The organism is Actinomyces sp. oral taxon 849 str. F0330, assembly GCF_000239715.1.
Classification (GTDB): domain Bacteria; phylum Actinomycetota; class Actinomycetes; order Actinomycetales; family Actinomycetaceae; genus Actinomyces; species Actinomyces johnsonii.
In genome coordinates, this window is the sequence record NZ_JH470353.1 from 2,723 (window position 1) to 6,558 (window position 3,836).

Annotated in this window: 6 protein-coding genes; 4 read left to right on the forward strand and 2 right to left on the reverse strand. The window is 72.0% G+C overall.

Annotated elements, in window-relative coordinates; all coding sequences use genetic code 11:
• On the reverse strand, nucleotides 1–540 hold a 540-nt coding region (locus HMPREF0975_RS16665), incomplete at its 3' end, for a hypothetical protein (protein ID WP_232212495.1).
• 7 nt (nucleotides 541–547) lie between these two features.
• On the opposite strand from HMPREF0975_RS16665, the gene HMPREF0975_RS08650 reads away from it, so the two are divergent.
• The 3 genes from HMPREF0975_RS08650 (at nucleotide 548) to HMPREF0975_RS08660 (ending at nucleotide 2,530) form a co-directional block, all read left to right on the forward strand.
• Complete coding sequence (locus tag HMPREF0975_RS08650; protein WP_232212496.1) at nucleotides 548–1,414, forward strand: hypothetical protein; 867 nt, start codon at nucleotides 548–550, stop codon at nucleotides 1,412–1,414.
• A 64-nt stretch (nucleotides 1,415–1,478) separates the two neighbouring features.
• Nucleotides 1,479–2,207, forward strand: coding sequence for an AzlC family ABC transporter permease (locus HMPREF0975_RS08655; protein WP_049939704.1), 729 nt, complete (start codon nucleotides 1,479–1,481; stop codon nucleotides 2,205–2,207).
• Nucleotides 2,207–2,530, forward strand: a complete 324-nt coding sequence (locus HMPREF0975_RS08660; protein ID WP_009233767.1) for a branched-chain amino acid transporter permease — start codon at nucleotides 2,207–2,209, stop codon at nucleotides 2,528–2,530. Before HMPREF0975_RS08655 ends, HMPREF0975_RS08660 begins: the two co-directional genes overlap by 1 nt.
• On the opposite strand, the gene HMPREF0975_RS08665 is transcribed toward HMPREF0975_RS08660, so the two are convergent.
• Complete coding sequence (locus HMPREF0975_RS08665; protein ID WP_009233768.1) at nucleotides 2,511–3,263, reverse strand: TMEM175 family protein; 753 nt, start codon at nucleotides 3,261–3,263, stop codon at nucleotides 2,511–2,513. The two genes, HMPREF0975_RS08660 and HMPREF0975_RS08665, sit on opposite strands and share 20 nt — an antisense overlap.
• A 201-nt stretch (nucleotides 3,264–3,464) precedes the next feature.
• On the opposite strand from HMPREF0975_RS08665, the gene HMPREF0975_RS08670 reads away from it, so the two are divergent.
• The coding region (locus HMPREF0975_RS08670) for an alpha/beta fold hydrolase (RefSeq protein ID WP_009233769.1) at nucleotides 3,465–3,836 on the forward strand (372 nt) is incomplete at its 3' end.

Sequence of the window (3,836 nt, forward strand, 5' to 3'; positions counted from 1 at the left end):
TCCCACCGATGGGGCCGGTGCCGACGGCAGCGACGGCGCCAACCGTCCTACCGACACCACCGGCTCCTCGGCGAGCGCACGGCCGACGAGCCGGCCCTCCGCGACAACGGCCTTTTCCTCCGCGGCCTCACCTGCAGGCGCGCCATCGGCCCAGTCGATCGCTGAGCCGGCGGTGTCAGCGCCGTCACCGGCAGAGCCCGATGCCCCGGCGACAGCGGAACCGGCGACGGATGCGGCTGAGCCGGTCAAGCCTGCCGGTGCACCCGCCGACAGCCCGGTCGACAACCGGCCCTCAGCCCCCTCCTGGCCAGCGACCCCGGCGGCCCAGCTGGTCCGGACCTCCTCGGCGGCGAGCGCCTCCACGGCGCGCTCGGCCGAGTCGACTCCTTCCGGACGCCCCGCGTCCCCCGCGGACGGCGCCTCAACGGCCGGCTTGACCGCGGACGGGCCGTCGACGCTCCGATCCGCCTCGGCCCCGCCGTCCGGGCTTTCCGGCTTCCGCGACCAGGCCCCCACCGAGACGCCGACCGCCGCATCCACGACGTCGATGACTCCGCGACCGGCCGGAGCATCTCCGGCGACGTCGTCCCCCATCCCCGCGGCACCCCGGGACTACCGGCCCGCACCCGCCGACCGTCCCATCCCGAGCACCTGGTCGACGCCGACGACCGGCGAGGCCTCTTCCGCTCCTGCATCCGCGTCAGCGCCGACCGCCGCACCATCGGAGCCCTCCCCGAGGCAGACGCCCACCTGGCCGGCGACCTCCACGGCCCGGGGCTTCTCGGCGGTCGCCGACACCCTGGAGAGCGACGACCCCGAAGAGCGCGGCCGCTCGCGCGCCCGACAGGCAGCCATGGCCATGACCGGCTCCGCCGAGGATGACGACGACATCCTCCTCCAGGGCGCCAGCGTGCTGAGCTCCCCGAGCTCGCGCGCCGAGACCCACTGGGCCGGGGTGCTCATCGCCGTCGTCCTGTTCCCGGTGGCCTGGTTCCTCGTGCACGACGGCGCCGCGAACCTGACCGGCGGCAACCCCTCGGCCTGGCCGGCCGCGGGCTCCCCGGTGGGCGCCCTGGAGATCCTGGGCGGCACTGCGGCCTGCGCCACCGCCCTGTTCATGATCTCGCGCTCCTCCCTGGGGGCCTTCGTCGTCGGTGCCATCAGTGCGGTGATCGGCCTGCCCTTCGTCGTGATGCCAGGGGTCGCCCGGTCGATCCTGGGCCCGACGATCGACCGGCTCCAGGCCCACTCCGACCTGGGCAGCGCTCTATCCACCTACGTCATGGACGACGGCCTGTCCGGCCGATTCATCCTCATGGGCGTGCTCACGATCATGGTCGCCGTCGTCGCGCACCTGGCCCGCCGGGCCGGCAGGCGCGAGCAGAGGGAGGACGACCGCGACCACCGTGGCTGAGTCCGAGGCCGCCCACCCTCCCTCCGAGGTGCCCTCGCGGCAGGCTCCGCAGCCGCCCCCGCGGATGCAGACGGCCCGCGACGCCGCCCGCGACGCGGCGCCCGTCGTCGTCGGCTACGTGACCCTGGGGCTGGCCGCGGGGATGCTGCTAGTCGCCGAGGGGCTGTCCTGGTGGTGGGCGCCGGTGTGGAGCCTAGTCATCTACTCCGGGACCATGCAGATGCTGCTGGTGCCGCTGGCCGGTGGCGGCGAGCCGCTGGCGGCCATCGCCCTGTCCACCGGATTCGTCTCGGGTCGTCACGTCTTCTACGGTCTGGGGTTCCCCCTGGAACGGGTGCGCGGCGGGGTGTTCACCCGCCTCTACGCCGTCCACGCGATCACCGATGAGGTCTATGCACTCCTGGCATCCCGAGACCGTCGGGCGATGAGCGGGCGCTACCTGGTGGCCGTCGAGGCGATCAGCCATACCTCCTGGGTGTCGGGCACGACCATCGGGGCGCTGGTCGGGACGGCGCTGGCCTCCCTGGTGGGTGAGCGCATCGAGCTGCTCGGTTTCGTGCTCACGGCGCTGTTCGTGGTCCTGGCCATTGAGAACTGGCGCAATCACCCCGATATCGGGGTGCTGTGCCTGGGGCTGGTGGCCGGCGGTGTTGGTCTGGCGATGGGCGGATCGGCGGCGCTGCTGACCGCACTGATGATCCTGGCTCTTGGCCTTGTGGGCCTGTACGCCTGGCGCGGCCGCCGGCGAAGGGACGGCTCTCCTGCGCCGACGACGGGGCAGGGGGCCGACTGATGCTCACCAACCCGCAGATCGCGGTCGCCGTCGCGGTCGTCGCCGTCATCACCTTCTCCTGCCGGATCGCCCCCTTCGTGCTGCTGCGAGGGCGCAAGGACAGCGCGCTGCTGGCCTTCCTGTCCCGGGCGATGCCCCTGGGCGTGATGATCGTCCTGGTGGCCTACACGCTAGACGGCGTGAGCCTGTCGCCGTCGACCTGGCTGCCGGCGGCCGGCGGCATCGGGACGACGGCGGGTCTGCACCTGTGGCGGCGCTCGATCGGCCTGTCGCTCATCGGCGGCACCGGCGTCTACGTCGCCCTCAGTCTCCTGCTGGCCTGACCCGCCGCGGCCGGTGGCCGGCCATGTAGAAGACGATGAGGGCCACGTAGGTGACCACGCTCAGCCAGGCACTGACCAGCCCGAGGAGTGCAGCCAGGGAGTAGAGCCACGGCCCCATCATGAACCGCTGAGTCATGGACCATACCTCCGCCTGCGTCACCTCCGGCTGCAGGCGGCTCCGGTCCCGGATCGCCGCGCGCCACAGGGCGTTGAAGAACAGCCCGCCGACCACCATGACCACCCCGTAGAAGACAGCGCCCGTACGCTCGTCATGCCCCGACTCCAGGGAGCGCGTCAGCACCGAGGTTGCGAAGGGCAGGAAGGCGACATCGAGCAGAAGGAAGAGGTTGCAGATGAGCATCCACTGATCGACGCTGCGCACCCTCGCGAAGATGGCGTGATGATTGAGCCAGACCTGCCCCACCAGGAGGAAGCTGAGCACGAAGCCCACGTAGCTGGGCCATAGGGAGGCCAAGGAGCCCAGGAGGCGCCCGCCGTCCTCGGGCAGCTTGATCTCCAGACTCAGGAGCGTGATCGCGATGGCGATGACGCCGTCGCTGAAGGCCTCCAGGCGCCCGGGCGAGATCAGGGCCGGCTCATCGCCTCCTCCACCGCCGCCGGCTCCGGCAGAGGGCTCGACCTCGGGCTCCTTGTCAGCAACGGCATCGAAGGCGGCAGTCTCATGGCGGCCATGAGAGTCCTCGTCCGTGTCATGGTGACGATCAGTGGTCATGCCGCTTCCCTCCGGCTGCTGGCGGAAACCTATGACGCGCGCGGGGCCATCCGTATCCACCTTACTGCCGCCGGGAGCGTTCCGCGCCAGCGGGGACCTTTCACCGCGGCTGGGGACGTCTCACGCCTGCAGGATTTCGGGACTTCTGCGCGTGAGATGTCCCCACCAGCGGTACCGAGCGCTGACCAGTAGGCTGCGGCCGTGCCTGTCGACGTCAACCGCCTCGGCCCCTGGGCCCACCGCGATCTCACCGCCCGCGGCACCCGTTTCCATGTCGCGCTGGCGGGTCCCGAGGCACCGAGCGGCAGCGGGCCCCTCACGCTCCTGGTCCACGGCTTCCCCGAGTGCTGGTGGACTTGGCGCCACATCGTCCCCGCTCTGGCGCAGGCCGGACACCGGGTGGCCGCCCTCGACCTGCGGGGCTTCGGCGGCTCGGACCGCCCGCCCTCGGGCTACGACCTGGTGACGCTGGCCCAGGATCTGGCCGCCGTGGTCCGTTCCCTGGGCCACGAGCGGGCCGTGGTCGTAGGCGCGGGGCTCGGCGGCCATGTCGCCTGGGCGCTGCCGCATGTG